Consider the following 20,676-nt stretch of genomic DNA (forward strand, 5'->3'; position numbering starts at 1 on the left):
TCCGGGGAAGCGGGGCGGGCTGGCGGGCCCGCCCCGCTGCGTGTCAGGAGAGCAGGAACTTCTCCCACGGACCGATCGCGTCACGGTTGGCGATGAGGGCGGCGGCACCGGCGCTCTCCGCGACGACGTACTTGTTGTTGACGGTCGCCTGCAGGCTGACGGTGCCGTCGGCGTTGCGGATCAGCCGGAACGTCTCCCACGCGCCGGCCGACGCGCGGTTCGCCACGAGCGGGTTGGCGCCCGCGTTCTCCGCGCACACGAACTGACCGTTGGCCTTCGCCTTCAGCGCGACGTTGCCGCCGCCGAGGTCGACCACCTCGAACTGCTGCGCCGTTTCGACCGTCGTCGAGTTCGCGATCAACGGGCTGGAGCCGGCGGTCACGTACCGGCTGTTGACCTGCGCCATCAGCGACTGCCCACCCGCCGGCGGCGTGCCGCCGGTGATGATCCGCAGCGCGTCGATCATGCCGACCGAGGTCGTCTTGTTCACGACGCGGATGGTGTGGGTGCCGTTCGTCAGGCCCGTCTTGCTGTACACCACCTGCTGCGCCTGGCGGGCGCCGGCGAGGTACAGGTTGACGTTCGCCTGGAGCGTGCCGTCGATGTAGACGTCCATGTTGCCCATGTCGCTGAACCGCTCCGACAGCAGCTCGACGCCCGTGCCCGTGAACGTGTAGCTGGCGGCGGCGCCGACGGTCGTCGAGTGGTGCGTGTCGTCGTTGTAGTCGCCGTACCCGCGGCCGGTCGTGAGGTGCCAGTTCGCGTCGTATGTCAGCGCCGTGTTGTTGACGAGGCCGGGGGTGCCGGCGCCGCCCGTGCCGAGCGTGGACGCGGTGCCCGACAGCGCCTTGACCCCGTTGTTGGCGGTGCCCGACAGCGACGTCGAGGTGTAGGAGGTCAGCGGCTTCGCGGTCCGCTCGACGATGTACACGGTGTTGGCGGCCGTACCGAAGGTGACCTCGCCGGACGTCGTGGTCGCCAGGACCGCGTTGTCGGAGGCGCGCCGCACCCGGATCTCGGCGGTGCCCCACGGGTTCACCACCCGGGCCTGCTTGCCGTAGAGGCTCTTCACGCCGACGTACTTCGTCTCGTTGCCCTCCCGCTCCGAGCTGACCAGGAACCCGTCCTTCGCCAGCAGCGTGAACCTGCCGACGAAGTTCGTGTCGTTCGGCGCCGCGGGGAACACCCGGATCTTGTCGTTGTACGACTGCAGCAGCGTCTCGTTCATCGCCGCGAGGTGCACGCCGAGGTACTCGAACACGCCGTTGGTGTTGTTGGTCATGCCGTTGGGGTAGTTCTGGTAGCGCTGCAGCATCAGCTTCATGCCCTGCAGCGCCTGGTCGCCGAGGCCGAGCCGGGCCGCCTGCACCGCGTCGTTGGCCCACACGTTGCTGTACGGGTTCGGCCGCGTGTTCCAGCTGTTGAGCGCGGTCTGGAAGTCGGGCGCGCCGATGCCGGTCAGGTCGTAGGGCCAGATCAGCTCCGAGGTGACGTTCTCACCGTTGCGCTGCTGGGCGGGTGCCGGCGGGTCGTGCGGCAGCCACGCGCCGTTGCTGGTCTTGTACGGCTCGATCCGGTCCAGCACGTTCTGCCACCCCGCCCGCAGCCCCGCGTCGAGGCCGAGCTGGTTGCTGACCTGGATCGTGAGCGGGAAGATCAGCCGTACCGCGGCCAGGTCCGTGATCGCGTTCTTCACGTCCCAGTACGTCTCGTGCGCGTTGGACGTCGCCATGTAGTAGCGGCCGGTGCCGGAGTCGTAGCTCAGCTTCGACTGGTAGAACTTCACCACCTCCCGCATGTACGGGTAGGCGGTGTTCTGCAGGTAGCCGGTGTCGTTGGTGTACCGGTACTGCAGGTACATGTTGTAGGCGGCCTCGGTGCCGGTGGAGTAGATGTCGTTGACGTAGTCGCTGTTGATCGTGCCGCGCGCGTTGCCGTCCCAGCCCATCGTCTCCGGCACCCACAGCCCGTCGATCGCGTACCTGGTCTGCGTGTAGGCCTTCAGCGCGGCGAGGTTCCGGCTGTACAGGCGGTTCTCGGTGGCGAACAGGTCGGCGTGGTTCGAGGCGAGGAACGAGTTGTAGACGTCCCGCTGGTTCCAGAACCAGTACCCGTTGCTCCACTTGGTGCGGTCCTCGGTCGCCCGGAACACGCCGTTGATGAAGTGCATCGGGTAGTTCCCGTACCCACCGGCGGCGATCATGTACGTCGACAGGTAGTACACGTTCTCCAGGTAGTCGCCCGTACCGGCCGCGCCGGAGTACTGGACGAACGACTTCGCCCAGAACGCGTGCCACCAGTCCCGGTACGCGTTGAGGTTGTTGAGGTAGCCGGTGTTCTTCGCCGCGGCGAGCTGGTTGCGCGCCTGCGTGACGGAGTTGGCGCCGGGGGAGTTGACCCGGCTCGCCGCGGTGAACCAGATCGTGTAGTTCGCCGTCGGCGTGATGTTCAGCCGCACCCGCGTGCCGTTGACGACCTGCGTCGTGTACGCGGCGCCCTCGACCGTCGCCGCGAGGGTGTAGCCGAAGTTGTTCGGGTCGTTCTGGCCGCGGCTGAACCCGGCGGCCGTCGCGTCGGCGAACGTGCTCACCTGCTTCCACGTGTCCAGGTTCGGCACGTCGGCGCTGTTGGTGACGCTCGCCGGGTCCCACATGCTCAGGTCGAGGGTGGTCGTGCCGAGCCCGGTGCGGCCGTCCTCGACGTGCACGCCCATCACCTCGGACCCGGGCACGCCGATGATCGTGACGGTGCGGTTGTTGTCGTACTTCGTGGTCAGCGTGCCGTCGTACAGCGACAACCGCTGCTGATACGAGCTCGAACCGGCGTCGAGGGCCGGGCTGGTGTTGAGGTTCACCAGGCCCGCCGCGAACGCCGACTGCGGCGACAGGTCCACGCCGGAGACCTGCATCGTGAGCCCGTTGGCGTTCCAGACCATCGCGCCGGTCTTGCCGTTGCCGACGGTGAGCCCGTACAGCGGGTTGGTCTGGGGGCTGTTGTAGACGATGTCGTGCTTGCTCAGGTACGAGCCGTAGTTCACGTCGAGCGCGCCGGTGCCGGGGTTGAACACCTCGTCGGTGGTCGACGCCGTCGCGCTCTGTCCGTGGACCATGGTGATGAACGTGCCCATCAAGGCGGTGGCGGCCGCCAGCAGGGCGAGTCGGCGGGGCTTGCCCACAGGAACTCTCCTTCGCATACGTGGAGCGGGAGCCTCGCGCCGTCGAGTCTCATGTGACAAGCAGTTAACATTGGACGTCTGTCTTCGTCAATGCCTGCCCAGGCTCTGCTTCGTCCGAGACTATCCGTGATCTACGGCTTCCCGCTGCCAGATACGTAGGATGACTCCTTCAGTCCGTGGTGCCGAGGGCCTTGCGGAGCAGCGTGGTGAGGCGGTCCTGCTCCTCGGCGCTCAGGTTGGCGATCGCCGCGCGGGCGAAGGCGAACGACTCCTCGAAGCCGGCGTAGAGCGCGTCGCCGTCAGGGGTCCGGACGATCTGCCGGGAGCGGCGGTCGCTCGGGTGGGTCCGGCGCTGGACGAGCGCGCGGCCCTCGAGGCGGGCGATGATCTGGGTGACGTTCGACGCGTCGCAGCCGAGCTCGTCCGCCAGCTCGCGCATGCCGCGGGGGTCGGCGAGCCGGCCGAGGACGCACGCCTGCGCCACGCTCAGGCCGTGCTTCGTCGCGGCGGTCTCGTAGGCGCGGTCATACGCGTCGACGAACTGGAACATCGCCCGCTCGGCGTCGGTCGACGCGGTCACCGGGCCCGACGGAACGGCCACGGGATCACTCTACCAAAAAGCTTGATTGCCTCAAGTTCTCGTGTTTACGATGATGCTTGATTGCATCAAGTATCTATGTCGGAGGCATGCATGAGCGTGGCAGCGCGGGAGTGGCACCCGGCACGGCCGGAGGGGGCGCGATGAGCCGCACGGTGCTGGTGACCGGCGCCCGGGGCAAGACCGGGCGGGAGGTGGTCGCCCGGCTGCTGCGGCGGCCCGGGGTGGTCGTCCGGGAAGGGTCGTCGCAGCCGGGCGCGGCGGTCCCGTTCTCCTGGGACGATCCGGGCACCTGGCCGGACGCCGTGAAGGACGTGGACGCGGTGTACCTGATGCGGCCGGACGTGCCGGAGGCGCCCGCGCACGTGGCCGGGCTCATCGACCTCAACCCCGCCGCCCACGTCGTGCTGCTGTCGGAGCAGGGCGCCGGCGCGCTGGCCGCCGGACACTGGGCCCGGCGGGTCGAGGACGCCGTCACCGGCCGCGCCGCCGGCTGGACCGTGCTGCGGCCCTCCTGGTTCCACCAGGTCCTGACCGACCCGCGCTTCTACCGCGACGACATCCGCGCCGGCCGGGTGTTCCGGCTGCCGTCCGGCGGTGCGCCGATCGCCTGGGTCGACGCGCGGGACATCGCGGCGGTCGCCGTCGCCGTCCTGCTGTCGCCGCTCGACCACGACCGGCGGGCATACACGATCACCGGTCCCGCCGCGTTGCCGGTACGGGCGGTCGCGGCCGAACTGTCCGCACACCTCGGCGTCGCCGTCCGCGCCGACGACCCGCCGGCCGAGCAGGGCCTCGAGGGCCTGGACCCGTGGGTGCGGGACATCCTCGCCGACCTCTACGACCGCGTCCGGGCGGGCGGCTTCGCCCCGCTGTCGCCCGACGTCGAACGCATCACCGGACGACGCCCGACCTCGATGGGCGAGTTCATCGCCGCGCACGTGGAGGAGTGGCGCTGACCCTGGCCGGCACGGGCCTGTGGTGACGGCCGGCGCCCCCGTGGCACCGGCCGTCGCGGTGTCAGTCCGTCATGGCGACGCCGGTCTCCAGCAGCGACTTCAGGTCGCTGAGGATCCACGGCCAGCCGCCGCCCGCGCCCACGTCCTCCAGATCGCCGGCGAGCATCTCCGCCAGACCCGCCTCGTCGCCGATCTCGTGCGTGACGGTCAGCGAGGTGACGCCGTCCTTGCCTTCCTTCAGCTCGTACGTGAGGCGGGTGAAGCCCTCCGGCACGTGGTTCGGGTCCATCAGCATCCTCCACGTCTGCACGAGCCGGAACGGCGCTTCCACCTCGACGATCTCGCCGTCGACGCCGAGCTCCGGCGCACCCGCGGCGATCATGCCCTCGTTCGACATCCCCCGGAACTCGCCGCCCGGGCGCAGCTCCATGTGGTTGGCGCCGCGGTACCCGTACCGCGACGTCCACTCCGGCGTGGTGATCGCGTCCCAGATCTTCTGCGGGCTCGCCTTGATGTAGACCTTGTATACCTGCGTGCTGCTCATGGTTCGTCGTCCCCTTCGAGGTCGGTCTTCAGCTCCAGCAGTGCAGTCACGTGGTGCTCGGTGTACTTGTCGATCCACCGGTCGTGCACTTGGCGGATCGGGATCGGGTTGAGGAAGTGCAACTTCTCCCGCCCCATCCGGCGGGTCACGACCAGGTCCGCCTCTTCGAGCACCTTCAAGTGCTTCATGACCCCGAAGCGTGACATCTCCAGCTCCGACTCCAGCTCCGTCAGCGTGCGGCCGTCACGCTCAAAGAGCAGGTCAAGCAGGAACCGTCGGCTCGGGTCCGCGAGGGCCTTGAAGACGCGGTCGTCGTCATCCACTACTCGAAGTTATGTGACCCAAAGGTCACATGTCAAGTCCTGCGGGCAGACTCCCATCGCTGGGTGAGTCCGGCACCGGCGCCGTGGTACCGCCCGGGTGAGACCGCGGGAATCGCCGGGTGAGCGGGATGGGAGATTCGGCGATGCCGTTCGCCGAGGCCGTTCTTCCTGCGATTTCGACGGCCGGCCGCTCCTATGCTGGCGCGGTGTCCGTGAATGCCCCGGCCGACGTCACCACCACCGCTGACGTTTCAGCACCTGTCTTCGTAGATTCCACGGGCCGACGTGGACGGCGGATCCGACTCTTCCTCCACCTGGGCGGCGTGGCGGCACTGGCCTACGCGGCGCTGGTACTGGTCGCCGCGTTCCTGCTCACCGGCCCGCTGGACCTGCTGTCGTTCCCGGCGCCGGGACCGTCCGCGTCCGCGACCCCGCCGGCCAGGAAGAGCCCGCCCGCGCCCGGCCAGCCCGTCAAGCGGCCCACCGGCGCCGGGACCGCCCGCAGCAGCTCCGCGCCCGCCTCGGCGAGCGCGTCCGTCCGGCCGAGCGGCTCCGTGGCCAGCGCCCCACCGTCCGGGGCGACGACGAGCGGGGCGCCCTCCGCCTCACCGCCGGCCGCGTCGGGCACGCCGACCGCATCGACGGCGCCGACCACGTCGACCACACCGCCGCCGAGCGCCTCACCGACCTCCACCCTTGGCATCGCCGTGGTCATCGGTGTGGGCCCGGCGTGACCCGTGTGCGGAAGCGGGTGTCGTTCAGCCGCCTGATCTTCGGTCTGGTCGCGTTCACCGTGCTGGTCGGGGCACTGCTGGCCGAGGCCTACGCCAACGCCGAGTTCCACCCCGACCACACCGCGAGAGCTGGGCAGCACACCAAGGTCCCGGCCGAGGTCATCCATGGCGGCCCGATCATCGACACCCGCAACGGCACGGTGCGCTCCTACCGGCTGCCGGACCGCACCATCGCCCTCATCTTCGACGACGGTCCGGACCCGGAGTGGACGCCGCGGATCGTGGAGGTGCTGCGCCGGCACCACGTCAACGCCACGTTCTTCGTCGTCGGCTCCCAGGTGCTGCGGCACTCGGACATCGTCAGCGAACTGGCCCGGGAGGGCGACGAGATCGGCATCCACACCTTCACGCACCCGCAGCTCGACCGCCTGCCACGGTGGCAGCGGGAGCTGGAGTACTCGCAGACCCAGCTCGCCGTCGTCCACGCCACCGGCATCAAGTCGGCGCTGCTGCGGCTGCCGTACTCCTCCAGCGCCGGCGCCATCGACAACACCGAGTGGCCGCTGATCCGGGAGGCCGGCGGGCTCGGCTACCTGACGATCATGGCCGACGTGGACAGCCGGGACTGGAGCAGGCCCGGCGTCGACGCGATCGTCGCCGGCGCGACCCCGCCGGGCGACTCGGGCGCGATCGTGCCCATGCACGACGGCGGCGGCGACCGCGCGCAGACCGTCGCGGCGCTGGACAAGTTCATCCCCCTGATGCAGCGGCGCGGCTACACCTTCACCACCGTCTCGCAGGGCCTTGCCCGCACGCTCGCCGGGCAGGCGGTCGTCGAGGCGCCGGCGGGCGCGGTCGACAAGCGGCGCGCCTTCGCCCTGGCCACCGCCGTCGTGCTGGCCGACTGGGTGACGGCCACCCTCCGCGTGCTGTTCCTGGCAGCCGGGCTGCTGACGGTCGCCCGCACCGTGGCGCTGTTCCTGCTCGCGGGCCGGCACGCGCGGCGGCGGCGGGCCGCGTCGTGGCGGTGGGGCCCACCGGTGCAGCTACCGGTCTCGGTGATCGTGCCGGCCTACAACGAGAAGGAGGGGATCGAGGCGGCGGTGCGGTCCCTGGCGGGCGGCGACCATCCCGGCGGGATCGAGGTGGTCGTCGTCGACGACGGCTCGACCGACGACACGGCATCGCTGGTGGAGGCGTTGCGGATCCCCAACGTCAGGGTGGTCCGGATCCCCAACGGCGGCAAGCCCAACGCCCTCAACGTCGGCGTGGCCATGGCGCAGCACGACCTGATCGTCATGGTCGACGGCGACACCGTCTTCGAACCGGACGCGATCCGGCACCTGGTGCAGCCGTTCGCCGATCCTTCGGTCGGCGCGGTCGCCGGCAACGTCAAGGTCGGCAACCGCCGTTCGATCGTGGCCCGGTGGCAGCACATCGAGTACGTCATCGGGTTCAACCTGGACCGCCGCCTGTACGACATCCTGCGCTGCATGCCCACCATCCCGGGCGCGATCGGCGCGTTCCGCCGCGAGGCGCTGCAGGACATCGGCGGGATCAGCCACGACACCCTGGCCGAGGACACCGACGCCACCATGGCGCTGTGCCGCACCGGCTGGCGCGTCGTCTACGAGGAGCGCGCCCGCGCCTGGACCGAGGCCCCCGCCACCCTCCGGCAGCTGTGGCTGCAACGCTACCGCTGGAGCTACGGCACCATGCAGGCGATGTGGAAGCACCGCCGGTCGCTGGTGGACCGCGGCCCCTCGGGCCGGTTCGGCCGGATCGGCCTGCCCTTCATCGCGTTCTTCGGCATCGCGCTCCCGCTGCTCGCCCCGCTCATCGACATCCTGCTCGTGTACGGCCTGTGCTTCTCCGGCTGGAAGGCCACCACCGGCGCCTGGCTCGTCATGTTCGCCCTGCAGGTCCTCACCGCAGTCGTCGCCTTCCGCCTCGACAAGGAGAAGCTCCGCGTCCTGTGGGTCCTGCCGCTGCAGCAGATCGTGTACCGCCAGCTCATGTACCTCGTGCTCCTCCAGTCTCTCGGCACGGCCCTCACCGGCGCCCGGCTCCGCTGGCACAAGCTGCACCGGGCAGGCTCCGCCGGCGCGTCCGCCCCGGCACCGTCGGTGCCCTCGCTCGTGGCGGTGCCGCCGCAGGCACAAGGCCAGGAACGGGCAACCGCGCAGCTCGCCCGCCACGCGAAGGCTCGCGGCTGATCCCGCACGGCGCCGCCGCGCCGGTCCGGGGAGGATCCCGTCATGGCAGAACTCCACTTCCCCGTGCCCGCGCTGGCCGGGGATGTCGTGCGGCTGCGGGCCTGGCGTGACGGGGACGTGCCGGGGGTGGTGCGGGCGTTCGAGGATCCGGTGATGCGGCGGTTCTCCTGGCGGGACGAGCCGTTCACGGAGCCCGAGGCGCGCGAGCACCTGGCCGGGCAGGAATGGGCGCGATCGCACGGTGACGCGCTCAGCCTGGCGGTGGTCGAGCCGGGCGACGAGCGCGTGCTGCTCGGCGAGGTCTCGCTGCACGAGGTGCGGCCGACGCGGGGGAGCGCGGCGATCGGCTACTGGCTCGCGCCCGCCGGCCGCGGCCGTGGCGCCGCGACGCAGGCGGTCCGGCTGCTGGCCGGGTGGGCGTTCGCGGAGCTGAGGATCGCCCGGCTGGAGCTGACGTGCGGGCCTGACAACACGGCGTCGCAGCGGGTCGCGACCCGGTGCGGGTTCTCCCTCGAGGGGCTGCTGCGCTCCCACATGCCCTTCCGCGGCGGCCGCCGGGACAGCCTCATCTACAGCCTGCTGCCCGGCGAGCTGACCTGACCCGGCCCACGCGCGACGGCGGTCGTGGCCTGAGGACGACCGGCTCCTGGACGAGGACGCCGAAGGCGAGCGGCCGCGGTCGCCGCCGTGCGACGTTGTGGAGGCGGTCGTCTTCCACCCCACGTCCGCTTGTCGCCGGTCGGGCGGCACATGCGGCGCCGCGGCGGCTCAGCGGAGCTGCCGTTGCCGGGATTCGGCGGGATGTCGGCCGGGCCCCGGTGGAGCTGCGGTCGCCCGGTTCGGCGGGACGTCGGCCGGGCCCCGGTGGAGCTGCGGTCGCTGGGTCCGGCAGGACGACCGCCGAGCCCGGTAAAGCTGCGGTCGCCCGGTTCGGCGGGACGTTGGCCGAGCCCCGGTGGAGCTGCGGTCGGTGGGTTCGGCAGGACGACGGCCGAGCCGGTCCGGACGGCCCTGCGCCGGCTGTGGCGGGACGCCTCACCACCGCGACGGGCCAGTCAGCGGCGGGCTCAGCGGTCGGACGCGGTTCAGGTCATGGGGAGGCCTTGGGCGGCGATGGCGGCCTGGACGCGGCTGCGCAGGCCGAGCTTGGCCAGGACCCGGCTGACGTGGGTCTTCGCGGTGGCCTCGGCGATCCCGAGGCGGCTGCCGATCTCGGCGTTGGACAGCCCGTCGGCGAGGCAGCGCAGCACGTCCCGCTCCCGGTCGGTGAGCCCCGACAGGTCGACCGGCGGCGCGGGCGGCCCGGCGAACGTGGCGATGACGCGACGCGTGACGGCCGGCGCCATGACACCGTCACCCCGTGCCACGGCCCGGACCGCGGCGAGCAGGTCGGCAGCCTCGGCATCCTTGAGCAGGAACCCGGCGGCCCCGGCCCGCAGCGCGCCGAAGACGTACTCGTCAAGGTCGAACGTGGTCAGAATCAACACGCCGGAAATCCCGAGCGCAACGATCTCACGCGTCGCGGCGATGCCGTCGAGCCGCGGCATGCGCACATCGAGGACCACGACATCGGGCCGCAGCGCCGCGGCCATCTCCACCGCCTGCCGCCCGTCGACGGCCTCCCCGACGACGTCGAGATCAGGAGCGGACCCGAGGATGAGCACAAGCCCGGCCCGGACCGCACCCTGATCATCGGCCACGAGCACCCGCGTCGTCACGCCACCACCTCGGCCACGCTCCGACACCGGGCCGCCCCGCTGTGCTGTCGACGCCGCACGCCTGCCCTGGCGTTGTGCCGCCGTTGGTTTGGTTGCGTTTCGTTGTTGTCATGGTCCGACGCACTGCCGATCCCACATGAGCGCCCGGTGTGCTCCGGATCGGTCGTCGCGGCGTCGCTGCCGGGTGCCGGTGCCGGGCCGGCCTGACGCGCTGTCGACGCCACGTGACCGCTCGGCCGCAGTGATCCGAGCCGGACGTGCGGCGACTCCGGGCTCCCGGAGAGAACCCACGACCGGATGACCGCAGCGCCCTGTCGTCGCCGCGCTGCCGGTGAGCGGCCGTGCCTGGTCATGGTGCCACCTCGGCCGAGGTTCCGGGCCGGACCGGCTCGGCGCGGTGCTCTCGATCGGCGCCGGTCTCCTCCGGTGCTGGGGCGGCTCACGGCGCCACCGGCGCCATGTGTCCGCTGCCGAACCAATCCAGGAAGTGCTCCGAGCGGCTCGCGTCGAAACCCGCGTCGTGCGTCCACCGCCGAGCCGATCCAGGACGGTCCTCCGGTCGGCACATGGCGTCACCTGCGCCATGGGTCCGCTGCCGGGCCGATCCAGGAGGGCGCTCCGAACCGCTCATGGCGAAACCTGCGCCGTGTGTCCATTGCCGGGCCGATCCAGGGTGGCACTCGGAACTGCTCATGGCGTCACCTGCGCCGTGGGTCCGCTGCCGGGCCGGCTCAGGGCGGTGCTCTGGGCGGGTCATGCGTTCACCGTGCGGGGGAGGCGGGCGGAGACGAGCCAGCCGCCGGCATGGGGGCCAGCGGACAGGGAGCCGCCGAGCAGCTCGGCGCGCTCGCGCATGCCGATGACACCCGCCCCGGCGCCGGTCGCGTCGGTGTCCGCGTCGGGGCGGCCGTCGGGCTTCCCGGCCGGAGCGGCCGAAGGGGAGGCCACCGTGATGTCCACCGTGGACGGCAGGTAGGCGACCGACACGGACACCGGGCCGCCGGAGCCGTGCTTGAGGGCGTTGGTCAGGGACTCCTGCACGATGCGGTAGGCGGCCAGGTCCACCGAGGTCGGCAGGGCGGCCGGCTCGCCCCGTACAGACACCGCAACGGCCAATCCGGAACGCCGTGCCCGCCCGGCGAGGTCCTCCAGGTCGGCCAGGCCCGCCGTGACGTCCTCGGCCGCCGACCCGCCCGCGGGGTCGCGGAGGAACCCGACCAGCTGGCGCATCTCGGCCAGGCCGCTGACGCTGTTCTCCCGGATGACGCGCAGCGCCTCGCGGGTGCCGTCGGGGCCGAGGTCGGTGCTGAGCGCCGCCGTGGCGTGGATGGCGACGGCGCTGAGGTGGTTGGCGATGACGTCGTGCAGCTCACGGGCCATGCGGGCGCGCTCGGCGGCGACGGCGTTGGTCCGGTCGAGCTCGGTGAGGCGCACCAGCTGCCGCGCGACGAACGCCTGCTCGCGGTGGTGGCGCACGTGTGTGCCGGTGAGCACGGGCACGACGGTGACCAGGGCGAGGAGCACGGCGAGGCCGAGCGCCCGCACGTCGCGGAACACGACGAGGGCGACGACGGCGGTGATCACGGAGCCGGCGACGGAGCAGGCGAGCAGCGCGCGGGCGAGGGACTGCCGGCCGTGCACGCAGGCGTCATAGAGGACCTGTGTGTAGACCAGCGGGGTCGCCAGGGACGGCCCGACGATCACGTCGGCGGTGAGCGCGGCGGTGCCGACGAGGACCGACGCGACCGGAGCGGTGCGGCGCAGCAGGACGGCCCCGCAGCACACGACGAGGGGCGGCACGAGCCACCAGACGCCGAACTGCGCCTGATACTGCCCGGTGGCGAACATGAGGACGCCGACGGCCAGCCCGGCCAAGGCCAGCACCACGTCCACCATCCGTCCCCGCATGCCTCGATTCCATCAAACAAGCGGCGCCGGCGGTATGCGACGAAGGATGTAGGCCCTGGGCCGTCTCAAGACCGATGCCATCGCGGCTGACTAGCGGAACGCTCAGGAGCATGGTCATCGGATTCATCATCGGTTGTGAGATCGCGTTCTGGATCGTGCTCGGTCTGGGGCTGCTGCTGCGGTACCCGTTGCGCCGCCCCACCGCCGGCGCCGTCGTGCTGGCGGGAGTGCCGCTGGTGGACCTCGCGCTGCTGGTCGCCTGCGCGGTCGACCTGCACAACGGCGCGACCGCAGGCTCGACGCACGCGCTCGCCGCGCTGTACCTCGGGTTCTCCCTCGCGTTCGCGCACACCGTGGTGCGCTGGGCGGATGTGCGGTTCGCGCACCGCTTCGCCGGTGGACCCGCGCCCGAGAAGCCGGCCAACCGGCGGGCGCACGAGTGGCGCCTGTTCGGCCTCGCGGCCATCGCATGGGCCGTGACCTGCGCATTACTCGCGGTCGGAATCTGGTGGATCGGCGACCCGGCGCGCACCGCCGCGCTGAAGAACGGCATGGGTCAGGTGTCGATGGTGCTCGTCATCTGGTTCGTTGTGGGCCCACTCTTGACTTCCAACACAAGCGGGCGTAAACAAAGCACAAGCAAAACGAAACGGCGGTGAAACAACACGATGTACGCCGAAGAACGGCAGCAGGAGATCCTCCGGATCGCCCGCGCGCAGGGCCGGGTCGAGGTCGCCGGCCTGGCCGACGAGCTCAACGTCACGACCGAGACGATCCGCCGCGACCTCACCATGCTGGAGCGGGCCGGCGTCCTGCGCCGGGTGCACGGCGGGGCGATCCCGGTCGAGCGGATCGGGTTCGAGCCCGCCCTGGCGACGCGCGACGCGGTCCTCATCGAGGAGAAGGAGCGCATCGCCAAGGTCGCGCTCGCCGAGGTGCCCGACGAAGGCGCCATCATCCTCGACGCCGGCACCACCACCGCCCGCCTGGCGGGGCTGCTGCCCGCCGACCGGGAGCTGACCGTCGTGGTCAACTCGCCGGTCATCGCCACCACCCTCGGGGTCCGCGCCAACCTCAACGTGCTGCTGCTCGGCGGCCGGGTCCGCGGCAAGACCCTCGCCACCGTCGACGACTGGTCGCTGCGGCCCCTCGCGGACCTCTACGTGGACGTGGCGTTCCTCGGCACGAACGGCATCTCCGTCGAGCGCGGCCTGACAACGCCCGACCCGGCCGAGGCGGCCGTCAAGCGGGCGATGATCCGGGCGGCTCGGCGCACGGTCCTGCTCGCCGACCACACCAAGCTCGGCAACGACTACCTGGCCCGGTTCGGCGAGCTCGCCGACCTGGACCTGCTCATCACCGACACCGTCGCCGACAACGACCTCGTCGGCGACCTGGAGGCCGCCGGCGTGAGAGTGACCCGGGCATGATCGTCACCGTCACGCTCAACCCGAGCCTCGACCGGGCCGTCGAGGTCGACGCGCTCAGCCGCGGCGAGGTCATCCGTGCCACCGCCGCCCACCTCGACCCCGGCGGCAAGGGCGTCAACGTCTCCCGGGCGCTGCTCGCCAACGGGGTGCCGTCCGTCGCGGTGCTGCCGTGCGGCGGCGACGAGGGCGGGCAGCTTGTGCGCCTGCTGAAGGCGGAAGGCGTCGAGGTCCTCGCCGTCCCGATCACCGGCCGGACCAGGTCCAACATCACGCTCGCCGAGCCCGACGGCACCGTCACCAAGGTCAACGAGCCGGGTCCGGCGATGTTTCGCGCCGAGTTCGACGAGATCACCGACCGCGTCCTGACCCGCGCCGGCAGCGCCGACTGGGTCGTGCTGTGCGGCAGCGTCCCCCCGGGCCTGCCCGTCGACGCGTACGCCCAGCTGTGCCGCCGGCTGCGGTCCGCCGGCATCCGCGTCGCCGTCGACACCAGCGGCCCCGCCCTGCGCGAGGCCGCCTCGGCCGGGGCGACCCTGCTCAAACCCAACCGCGACGAGCTCGCCGAGGTCGTCGGCGCGCCCCTCGTCGCCCTCGGCGACGTGGTCGAGGCCTGCCAGCAGCTGCGCGCGTGGGGCGCGGACGCTGTCGTCGCCAGCCTCGGCGCCGATGGTGCCGTCCTCGTCGACGCCGACGGGGTCGTCACCGGCACCTGCCCCGTCACGCGCCCGCGCAGCACCGTCGGCGCCGGCGACGCCCTGCTCGCCGGGTTCCTCGCCGCCGGCGCCCGCGGCGCCGCCGCGCTCGCCGAAGGCCTCGCCTGGGGCGCCGCCGCGGTCAGCCTCCCCGGCAGCCGGATGCCCGGCCCCGCCGACCTGATCCGCCACAACGTCACCATCCACCCCCAACCGGACCAGCTCCGCCCCCTGCTGCGCTCCGGCCCTCCCTCCTGAAGGAGATCCCCCGTGTCGACCTACACCCCGCAGGTCCAAGGCGGTGGCTTCAAGGCCTCCGTGCAACGCGTGGGCGGCTACCTGGCCGCCATGGTCATGCCCAACATCGGCGCGTTCATCGCCTGGGGGCTGATCACGGCACTGTTCATCCCGACCGGCTGGCTGCCCAACGAGAAGCTCGCCGGGCTCGTCGGCCCGATGATCAGCGTGCTGCTGCCCGTGCTCATCGGCTACACCGGCGGCCGGCTCGTCCACGGGCAGCGCGGCGCGGTCGTCGGCGCGGTCGCCACCATGGGCCTCGTCATCGGCGCCGACGTCCCGATGTTCCTCGGCGCGATGCTCATCGGCCCGCTGACGGCCTACCTGCTGAAGCTCTTCGACGGCCTGGTGGAGAACCGGATCCGGCCGGGCTTCGAGATGCTGGTCGACAACTTCAGCGCCGGCATCATCGGCGGCGCGATGGCCATCGGCGGCGTGTACGGCATCGGCCCGGTCGTCGAGTGGCTCACCAAGCGCGCCGGCTCCGGCGTGGACTGGCTCGTCGACAAGGACCTGCTGCCGCTCACGTCGGTGCTGGTCGAGCCGGCGAAGGTGCTGTTCCTCAACAACGCCATCAACCACGGCGTGCTCGGCCCGCTCGGCGTCGCCGAGGCCGCCGACAAGGGCAAGTCGATTCTGTTCATGATCGAGTCGAACCCCGGCCCGGGCCTCGGCCTGCTGCTCGCGTTCATGCTCTTCGGCCCCCGCGCCCTGCGGCCCAGCGTCCCGGCCGCGATCATCGTGCAGTTCCTCGGCGGCATCCACGAGATCTACTTCCCGTACGTGCTGATGAAGCCGAAGCTGATCCTCGCCATGATCGCCGGTGGCGCCGCGGGCGTCGGCACCTTCATGGTCACCGGTGCCGGGCTCGTCGCCACCCCCGCACCCGGCAGCATCTTCGCCTACATGGCGGTCACGCCGAAGGGCGGCTACTTCGCGGTCCTGCTCGGCATCGTCATCTCCGCCGCCGTCACCTTCGCCGTCGCCTCCGTCCTGATGGGCTTCGGCCGGGGCGAGCCGCCCGCCGACGGGGTCGACGACGACACGGCCGCCGCCGCGGACGCCGCGGTCGTCGAAGAAGGACCCGCACGCACCACGACGACGGCCCGCCAGGAGGTATAGCGCATGCCCACCATCAACGGCACTGCGATCAAGAAGGTCGTCGTCGCGTGCGACGCCGGCATGGGCAGCAGCGTCATGCTCGCCAGCACCCTGCGCCGGCAGCTGTCGAAGAGCGCCGTCACCGTCGAGCACACCCCGGTGAACCAGATCCCGGCAGACGCGGACGTGGTCATCTGCCACGCGGGGCTCGCCGCCCGGGCCCGGGTCAGCGCCCCCGACAAGGTGATCGTGCCCATCCAGGTGTTCATCGGCGACCCGGCGGTGACGAAGGTGGTCAATGCCGTCCAGCGTGGTGGTGAGCTCAGTGGCTGACCAGCCGACCCAACACGCCAGCCAGCTGGCCGACCACGCCGACCAGCCGGCCGACCAGGCTGGTCAGCAGGCCGGCCTGCTGACCCGCGACGCGATCCGGCTCCACGAGCGGGCCGGATCGCGGGACGAGGCGATCCGCCGCTGCGGCGCGGTGCTCGTCGAGGTCGGCGCCGTCGGCGAACAGTACGTCGACGCCATGCTCGCCCGTGAGCGGAGCGTCTCCACGTTCATCGGCGAGGGCGTCGCCATCCCGCACGGCACGCTGAACAGCAAGGAGAACGTGCGCCGCGACGCCCTGGCGGTGCTGCGCTTCCCCGACGGCGTCGACTGGGACGGCAACGACGTGCGCGTCTGCGTCGCCATCGCCGCCGCCGGGGACGGCCACGTCGACATCCTGGCGTCCCTGGCCGAGGTGCTCATGGACCCCGATCAAGCCGAAGCGCTGCGGGACGCGACGGATGCCGGCTTCGTACAACGCCTTCTTACAAAGGAAAACCAGTGAAAGTCCTGACATTCCATGCCCCCGGCGACGTCCGCATCGAGGACGCGCCGGAGCCCACCCCGGGCCCCGCCGACGTGAAGATCCGCGTCCGGGCCTGCTCGACCTGCGGCACCGATGTGAAGATCTACAACCATGGACACCACCACATCGTGCCGCCGCGGGTCATGGGCCACGAGATCGCCGGCGAGGTCGTCGAGGTCGGCGCCGACGTCACCGGGTGGCAGGCCGGCGACCGCGTCCAGGTCATCGCGGCGATCCCGTGCGGTCGCTGCGGCGAGTGCACGCGCGGCCACATGACCGTCTGCTCCAACCAGGTGTCGATGGGGTACCACTTCGACGGCGGCTTCGCCGAGTTCATGGTGGTGCCGCGCAACGTGCTCGACGTCGACGGCCTCAACCGCATCCCCGACGGCGTCAGCTACGCCGAGGCCTCCGTCGCCGAACCGCTCGCCTGCGTCCTCAACGGCCAGAACCTCGCCCGCGTCGGCGACGGCGACGACGTGGTCGTCGTCGGCTCCGGCCCGATCGGCTGCCTGCACGTCCGGCTCGCCCGGGCCCGCGGCGCCAAGCGGGTCTTCCTGGTCGACCTCAACCGGGAGCGCCTCGACCTCGCCGCCGACCTCGTCCGCCCCGACGCGGCGATCTGCGGCGCCGAGACCGACGTCGTCGACGCCGTCATGAAGCTCACCGAGGGCCGCGGCGCCGACGTCGTCATCACCGCCGCCGCGTCCGGTGCCGCCCAGGAGCAGGCGCTGCAGATGACCGCCCGGCAGGGCAGGATCAGCTTCTTCGGCGGCCTGCCGAAGGACAAGCCGGTCGTCTCCGTCGACTCCAACGTCGTGCACTACCGGGAGCTCACGATCGTCGGCGCCAACGGCTCCAGCCCCGAGCACAACAAGGAGGCGCTGCGGCTCATCGCCTCCGGTGCCGTGCCCGTCGCCGACCTCATCACCCACCGCCTGCCCCTCGCCGACGCCCTCGACGCCTTCGGCATCGTGGCCCGCGGCGAGGCGATCAAGGTCACCATCGAACCGTAGGAGGTGCTTGATGCCCACCCGGACCGTCCTCGTCGGCTCCGCCAGCGGCCTGCACGCGCGCCCCGCCGCGCTGTTCGTCGCCGCGGCCGCCAAACAGCCCGTGCCGGTCACCATCCGTACCGGCGAGAAGAAGGCCGTCCCGGCGCGCAGCATGCTCTCCGTGCTGTCGCTCGGGGCGAAGAAGGGCACCGAGGTGACCCTGGAGGCCGACGGCGACGGTGCGCAGGCCGCCGTCGACGCCCTGGCGGACCTCCTGCAGCGCGACCTGGACGCCGAAGATGGGTGAGCTGCAGGGCATCGGCGTCAGCCCCGGACGCGCCGCGGGGCCGGTCCACCGGCTGGCCCCGCCGCCCCCGCTGCCGCCCGCGCCGGCCGTGATCGACGCCGACGCGGAACGCGCGCGGGCCCGCGACGCCGTCGCCGCCGTGTGCGCGGACCTGACCCGCCGCGCCGACCTGGCGAGCGACGCCACCGCCGCCGAGGTGCTGCGCGCGCAGGTGCTCATGGCCGGCGACGAGATGCTCCTCGAGGCGGTGGACGCCGCGGTCGACGGCGGCGCGGACGCACCGCACGCGTTCGACGCCGCGCTCGCCGAGCACCGGGCGGCGTTCGAGGCGGCCGGGGGCTACCTCGCCGAACGCGTCAGCGACCTCGACGACATCCGCGACCGGCTGGTCGCCGCGTCCCTGGGGCTGCCGATGCCCGGGGTGCCGTCGCCCGGCCACCCGTTCATCCTGGTCGCCCGCGACCTGGCGCCCGCGGACACCGCCGGCCTCGACCCGGCCGTCGTGCTGGGCCTGATCACCGAGGAGGGCGGGCCGACCAGCCACACCGCGATCCTGGCCCGGACCCTGGGCATCCCCGCCGTGGTGCGCTGCGGTTCGATTCTGGAGATTTCGGATGGTGTACTGGTGAGCCTCGACGGCTCCAGTGGCGCCGTCGCACCCGGCATCTCGGAACTGTCCGCGCAGGCGGTCAACGACGCGCAGCGGGAGCTGCTGGCACGGCGCTCCGCGTCCACCGGCCCGGGCGCGACGTCCGACGGCCACCCCGTGGCGCTGCTGGCCAACATCGGCTCGGCCCGCGACCTGGCCCCCTCCGTGGAAGGCGTCGGGCTCTTCCGCACCGAGCTGCTCTACCTCGACCGCACCGAGCCGCCCGCGTTCGCCGAGCAGGTCGCGGCCTACCAGGAGGTGTTCGCCGCGCTGCCCGGCCGCAAGGTCGTCGTGCGGACCCTCGACGCCGGCGCCGACAAGCCGCTGCCGTTCCTGCGCCTCGCCGACGAACCCAACCCGGCGCTCGGCATCCGCGGCCTGCGGGTCGCCCGCACGATGCCGTCCGTCCTCGACACCCAGCTGTCCGCGATCGCCGCGGCCGCCGCGGCCACGTCCGCCGACGTCTGGGTCATGGCGCCGATGGTCGCCACGGCGGGGGAGGCCGCCGCGTTCGCGGCCTCGTGCCGCGAGCACGGGCTGCGCACGGCCGGCGTCATGATCGAGGTCCCGGCCGCGGCGCTGCGTGCGGGCGCCGTCCTGCGCGACGTCGACTTCCTCAGCATCGGGACCAACGACCTCAGCCAGTACACCTTCGCCGCCGACCGCATGTGCGGCGACCTCGCCGACCTGCTCGACCCGTGGCAGCCCGCGCTCATCTCGCTCATCGCCGCCTGCGCCGCCGCCGGCCGCGAAGCCGGCAAACCCGTCGGCGTCTGCGGTGAGTCGGCCGCCGACCCCGACTTCGCCCTGGTGCTGGTCGGTCTCGGCATCACCAGCCTGTCGATGGCGGCGCGCAGCATCCCGGCCGTGCGGGAGGCGCTGGCCGCCCACACGTACGACGAGTGCGTCCAGTACGCCAAGGCCGCCCTCGCCGCCGACACCCCGACCGCCGCGCGGGCCGCCGTCCGCCCCTGACCTCCTCCGGGCCGCCGTCCGCGCTCCGGTCGGCGGCCTTGGGGAAGATCCACACACCCGGGCGACACGGACGGTTGACAGGCATGAGATCGTTGCCAACGTGTTACTCGAACCGCTTGCAGAAGTCGAAGAGCTGACCGACCGCGGCGTCCTCCGGACGTTCCTGGCGCCGTGCCTGCTCGTCGCGGCCTCGGTCCTGACCCTCGCCGGGATCACCGTCGCCGCCGGCAACCGCCTGTCGGCCGCCCCGCCGCCGTGCAGCAGAGTGACGTCCCAGCCGACCAGGTCGGCCTGCCCCTGACCGCTCGCGCTTCCGGGCGGCGCCTCAGGTCCGCTCCGGGCCGGCGTCGCCGTCGGAGGACCTGCTCAGGAAGACGATGTCCAGGTCGCTGATCCGGTCGGGGTCGGTGACGATGGCGATTCCGGAGATCCGGCCGTCGGTGATGGTGAAGTCGAAGACGGCCTTCGGCAGGCCACGGTGGGACCAGACGGCCGCCGGCACACCGTCGACGAGCGCGAGCCGGGCCGCCTGCGCCCGTCCGGAGAAGACCGCGGCCACCGCGTGGGCGCCGGTGGCGTCGCCGGAGACGGCGTCCGGGTGCAGCAGCTCGAGCAGCGCGGCGAAGTCGCCGTTGCGGGAGGCGGCGAGGAACGCGTCGACGATCTCCCGCCGCCGGGACTGCGCGGCGTCCGACGCGGCCGCGGCACCCTGCACCCGCCGCCGCGCCCGGCTGGCGAGCTGCCGCGCCGCCGCCGGCGACCGGTCGATGACGGGACCGATCTCGTCGAACGACACGGCGAACACGTCATGCAGCACGAACGCGAGCCGCTCCGCGGGCGTCAGCGTGTCCAGCACGACCATGAGCGCCACCCCGACCGAGTCGGCCAGCAGCGCCTCATCCTCGGGGTCCGCGGGCCGCACCGTGGCGGTCGCCGGCTCGGGCGGCAGCGCGCCGGCCGGATCCTCGCGCCGGGCCTTGCGGGCCTCCAGCATGTTGAGGCACACCCTGGCGACGACCGTCGTCAGCCACCCGGCCGGGTTCTCCACCTGGCCGGTGTCCGCCCGGCTGACCCGCAGCCAGGCCTCCTGCACCGCGTCCTCGGCCTCGGCCGACGAGCCGAGCATCCTGAACGCCACCGAGTGCAGGCGGCTCTGGTGCTCGGCGAACCGCTCGCTCACCCAATTTTTCTCGATCATC

Annotated in this window: 21 protein-coding genes; 13 read left to right on the forward strand and 8 right to left on the reverse strand. The window is 72.1% G+C overall.

Features of this window, described 5'->3' with window-relative positions; genetic code table 11:
- Positions 1 to 43: 43 nt before the first annotated feature.
- Positions 44 to 3,175 (reverse strand): carbohydrate-binding protein, encoded by a 3,132-nt coding sequence (locus AB0I21_RS12225; protein ID WP_360560534.1) that lies wholly within the window; start codon positions 3,173 to 3,175, stop codon positions 44 to 46.
- Positions 3,176 to 3,344: 169 nt separating this feature from the next.
- The gene (locus tag AB0I21_RS12230; protein WP_360560536.1) at positions 3,345 to 3,776 is read right to left on the reverse strand and encodes a MarR family transcriptional regulator; all 432 of its coding nucleotides are present in this window, start codon (positions 3,774 to 3,776) and stop codon (positions 3,345 to 3,347) included.
- A gap of 140 nt (positions 3,777 to 3,916) precedes the next feature.
- On the opposite strand from AB0I21_RS12230, the gene AB0I21_RS12235 reads away from it, so the two are divergent.
- Positions 3,917 to 4,732, forward strand: coding sequence for a hypothetical protein (locus tag AB0I21_RS12235; protein WP_360560538.1), 816 nt, complete (start codon positions 3,917 to 3,919; stop codon positions 4,730 to 4,732).
- A 61-nt stretch (positions 4,733 to 4,793) separates the two neighbouring features.
- Here AB0I21_RS12235 and AB0I21_RS12240 read toward each other — a convergent pair whose 3' ends face one another.
- From AB0I21_RS12240 to AB0I21_RS12250, 3 genes are all read right to left on the reverse strand, one after another.
- Entirely contained in the window at positions 4,794 to 5,276 is a 483-nt protein-coding gene (locus tag AB0I21_RS12240) for an SRPBCC domain-containing protein (RefSeq protein ID WP_360560539.1), read from the reverse strand.
- A complete protein-coding gene (locus tag AB0I21_RS12245) occupies positions 5,273 to 5,599 on the reverse strand; it encodes a metalloregulator ArsR/SmtB family transcription factor (RefSeq protein ID WP_344507661.1) in 327 nt (108 codons plus the stop codon). The genes AB0I21_RS12240 and AB0I21_RS12245 overlap by 4 nt, the downstream gene beginning before the upstream one ends.
- 337 nt (positions 5,600 to 5,936) lie before the next feature.
- Positions 5,937 to 6,302, reverse strand: coding sequence for a hypothetical protein (locus AB0I21_RS12250; RefSeq protein ID WP_360560541.1), 366 nt, complete (start codon positions 6,300 to 6,302; stop codon positions 5,937 to 5,939).
- Positions 6,303 to 6,329: 27 nt separating this feature from the next.
- On the opposite strand from AB0I21_RS12250, the gene AB0I21_RS12255 reads away from it, so the two are divergent.
- Positions 6,330 to 8,549 (forward strand): bifunctional polysaccharide deacetylase/glycosyltransferase family 2 protein, encoded by a 2,220-nt coding sequence (locus tag AB0I21_RS12255; RefSeq protein ID WP_360560543.1) that lies wholly within the window; start codon positions 6,330 to 6,332, stop codon positions 8,547 to 8,549.
- 42 nt (positions 8,550 to 8,591) lie between these two features.
- Complete coding sequence (locus tag AB0I21_RS12260; RefSeq protein WP_360560545.1) at positions 8,592 to 9,149, forward strand: GNAT family protein; 558 nt, start codon at positions 8,592 to 8,594, stop codon at positions 9,147 to 9,149.
- Between the two features lie 485 nt (positions 9,150 to 9,634).
- On the opposite strand, the gene AB0I21_RS12265 is transcribed toward AB0I21_RS12260, so the two are convergent.
- Positions 9,635 to 10,267, reverse strand: a complete 633-nt coding sequence (locus AB0I21_RS12265; protein ID WP_360560546.1) for a response regulator transcription factor — start codon at positions 10,265 to 10,267, stop codon at positions 9,635 to 9,637.
- A gap of 753 nt (positions 10,268 to 11,020) precedes the next feature.
- Positions 11,021 to 12,175, reverse strand: a complete 1,155-nt coding sequence (locus tag AB0I21_RS12270) for a histidine kinase (RefSeq protein ID WP_360560548.1) — start codon at positions 12,173 to 12,175, stop codon at positions 11,021 to 11,023.
- Positions 12,176 to 12,285: 110 nt separating this feature from the next.
- Between AB0I21_RS12270 and AB0I21_RS12275 the strand changes: the two genes are divergently transcribed.
- From AB0I21_RS12275 to AB0I21_RS12320, 10 genes are all read left to right on the forward strand, one after another.
- On the forward strand, positions 12,286 to 12,834 hold the full coding sequence (locus tag AB0I21_RS12275) for a hypothetical protein (protein WP_360560549.1): 549 nt from the start codon (positions 12,286 to 12,288) through the stop codon (positions 12,832 to 12,834).
- A gap of 9 nt (positions 12,835 to 12,843) precedes the next feature.
- The gene (locus AB0I21_RS12280; protein ID WP_360560551.1) at positions 12,844 to 13,605 is read left to right on the forward strand and encodes a DeoR/GlpR family DNA-binding transcription regulator; all 762 of its coding nucleotides are present in this window, start codon (positions 12,844 to 12,846) and stop codon (positions 13,603 to 13,605) included.
- On the forward strand, positions 13,602 to 14,555 hold the full coding sequence (pfkB, locus tag AB0I21_RS12285; protein ID WP_360560553.1) for a 1-phosphofructokinase: 954 nt from the start codon (positions 13,602 to 13,604) through the stop codon (positions 14,553 to 14,555). Before AB0I21_RS12280 ends, pfkB begins: the two co-directional genes overlap by 4 nt.
- A gap of 12 nt (positions 14,556 to 14,567) precedes the next feature.
- A complete protein-coding gene (locus AB0I21_RS12290) occupies positions 14,568 to 15,716 on the forward strand; it encodes a PTS mannitol transporter subunit IICB (protein WP_360560555.1) in 1,149 nt (382 codons plus the stop codon).
- A 3-nt stretch (positions 15,717 to 15,719) separates the two neighbouring features.
- Positions 15,720 to 16,028 (forward strand): PTS lactose transporter subunit IIB, encoded by a 309-nt coding sequence (locus AB0I21_RS12295; RefSeq protein WP_360560557.1) that lies wholly within the window; start codon positions 15,720 to 15,722, stop codon positions 16,026 to 16,028.
- Positions 16,029 to 16,104: 76 nt separating this feature from the next.
- Entirely contained in the window at positions 16,105 to 16,530 is a 426-nt protein-coding gene (locus AB0I21_RS12300; protein ID WP_360560751.1) for a PTS sugar transporter subunit IIA, read from the forward strand.
- Entirely contained in the window at positions 16,527 to 17,567 is a 1,041-nt protein-coding gene (locus tag AB0I21_RS12305; RefSeq protein ID WP_360560558.1) for a zinc-dependent dehydrogenase, read from the forward strand. Before AB0I21_RS12300 ends, AB0I21_RS12305 begins: the two co-directional genes overlap by 4 nt.
- A 10-nt stretch (positions 17,568 to 17,577) precedes the next feature.
- Positions 17,578 to 17,853, forward strand: a complete 276-nt coding sequence (locus AB0I21_RS12310) for an HPr family phosphocarrier protein (protein ID WP_360560560.1) — start codon at positions 17,578 to 17,580, stop codon at positions 17,851 to 17,853.
- The gene (gene ptsP, locus AB0I21_RS12315; protein ID WP_360560562.1) at positions 17,846 to 19,477 is read left to right on the forward strand and encodes a phosphoenolpyruvate--protein phosphotransferase; all 1,632 of its coding nucleotides are present in this window, start codon (positions 17,846 to 17,848) and stop codon (positions 19,475 to 19,477) included. The genes AB0I21_RS12310 and ptsP overlap by 8 nt, the downstream gene beginning before the upstream one ends.
- 100 nt (positions 19,478 to 19,577) lie before the next feature.
- Positions 19,578 to 19,778: a hypothetical protein gene (locus tag AB0I21_RS12320; protein ID WP_360560564.1), complete on the forward strand. Its 201-nt coding sequence runs from the start codon at positions 19,578 to 19,580 to the stop codon at positions 19,776 to 19,778.
- A gap of 24 nt (positions 19,779 to 19,802) precedes the next feature.
- On the opposite strand, the gene AB0I21_RS12325 is transcribed toward AB0I21_RS12320, so the two are convergent.
- Complete coding sequence (locus AB0I21_RS12325; RefSeq protein ID WP_360560565.1) at positions 19,803 to 20,675, reverse strand: sigma-70 family RNA polymerase sigma factor; 873 nt, start codon at positions 20,673 to 20,675, stop codon at positions 19,803 to 19,805.
- Between the last annotated feature and the right edge of the window lies 1 nt (position 20,676).

The organism is Dactylosporangium sp. NPDC050588, from assembly GCF_040654975.1.
Classification (GTDB): Bacteria; Actinomycetota; Actinomycetes; order Mycobacteriales; family Micromonosporaceae; genus Dactylosporangium; species Dactylosporangium maewongense.

Coding starts and splice junctions, on each gene's coding strand:
- pfkB (WP_360560553.1), top strand. CDS start 13,602: ATGATCGTCACCGTCACGCTCAACCCGAGCCTCGACCGGGCCGTCGAG.
- AB0I21_RS12275 (WP_360560549.1), top strand. CDS start 12,286: ATGGTCATCGGATTCATCATCGGTTGTGAGATCGCGTTCTGGATCGTG.
- AB0I21_RS12325 (WP_360560565.1), bottom strand. CDS start 20,675: ATGATCGAGAAAAATTGGGTGAGCGAGCGGTTCGCCGAGCACCAGAGC.
- AB0I21_RS12260 (WP_360560545.1), top strand. CDS start 8,592: ATGGCAGAACTCCACTTCCCCGTGCCCGCGCTGGCCGGGGATGTCGTG.
- AB0I21_RS12250 (WP_360560541.1), bottom strand. CDS start 6,302: ATGCCAAGGGTGGAGGTCGGTGAGGCGCTCGGCGGCGGTGTGGTCGAC.
- ptsP (WP_360560562.1), top strand. CDS start 17,846: ATGGGTGAGCTGCAGGGCATCGGCGTCAGCCCCGGACGCGCCGCGGGG.
- AB0I21_RS12310 (WP_360560560.1), top strand. CDS start 17,578: ATGCCCACCCGGACCGTCCTCGTCGGCTCCGCCAGCGGCCTGCACGCG.
- AB0I21_RS12295 (WP_360560557.1), top strand. CDS start 15,720: ATGCCCACCATCAACGGCACTGCGATCAAGAAGGTCGTCGTCGCGTGC.
- AB0I21_RS12235 (WP_360560538.1), top strand. CDS start 3,917: ATGAGCCGCACGGTGCTGGTGACCGGCGCCCGGGGCAAGACCGGGCGG.
- AB0I21_RS12270 (WP_360560548.1), bottom strand. CDS start 12,175: ATGCGGGGACGGATGGTGGACGTGGTGCTGGCCTTGGCCGGGCTGGCC.
- AB0I21_RS12240 (WP_360560539.1), bottom strand. CDS start 5,276: ATGAGCAGCACGCAGGTATACAAGGTCTACATCAAGGCGAGCCCGCAG.
- AB0I21_RS12280 (WP_360560551.1), top strand. CDS start 12,844: ATGTACGCCGAAGAACGGCAGCAGGAGATCCTCCGGATCGCCCGCGCG.